General features: G+C 50.2%; 1 pseudogene. It reads left to right on the top strand.

Annotated features, from left to right (window positions below):
* Nucleotides 1-69: 69 nt before the first annotated feature.
* Nucleotides 70-756: pseudogene (locus Q5Y75_RS28380) on the top strand (IS6 family transposase).
* Nucleotides 757-809 lie beyond the last annotated feature (53 nt).

Below are 809 nucleotides of genomic sequence, written 5' to 3'. Positions count from 1 at the left end.
GTCTAGTTGACGAGCCTGCGTGATTTGAGGTTTGTACTGTTCGAAAAATTTCGAACAGGTTACTTGAGCATGATCTCGTTAAAGGGCTGTCATTTCCCCAAGGATGCAGTTTTGTACGCTGTTTACTTTTTTTGTCTGCGGTACACGGTGTCCTATCGTGACTTGGAAGAGATCATGGCTGAGCGCGGTGTGCGAGTTGACCATGCCACATTGAATAGGTGGGTTGTGAAATACTCACCGATCATCGCAGCTCGTGCGCAATCAAAGAAGCGTCCAACGCTGAGTTCATGGCACATGGACGAGGCCTATATTCGTGTTCGCGGCAAATGGATGTACCTCTATCGGGCCGTCGATAAAGCTGGGATTACTCTTGATTTCATGCTGTCTGAGCGTAGGAACCGTCCAGCAGCAGCACGGTTCTTTGGCAAAGCGCTGGCTTCAAATGGAATCCCGAGCAAGATCGTCATCGACAAAAGCGGAGCCAACGCGGCGGGCATTCGAAAGGTGAACAAAATCCTCAATCGGTTTGGCTGCCCAGCCAAAATCCAAACGGTCAGGTCCAAGTATCTGAATAACCTGATCGAATAGGATCATCGATTTATCAAGCGTCGCGTACGGCACATGTGTGGGTTCAAATCGTTCAGATCCGCATCAGCTACTTTGGACGGCATCGAGGTCGCCAACATGATCCGGAAGCGGCAATGCCCCAGCAATACGACGTCTGGCTTCCAGCTATTCGCCGAGATCGCAGGATAGGTGTATCCAGTAAGTCGCTAACTTTGGCCGTTCCAAATATTTGCGACACATCC

Origin of the sequence: Ruegeria discodermiae, from assembly GCF_030758345.1 — a bacterium.
Lineage (GTDB): Bacteria > Pseudomonadota > Alphaproteobacteria > Rhodobacterales > Rhodobacteraceae > Ruegeria_C.
This window is presented reverse-complemented; position numbering and strand designations above follow the sequence as displayed.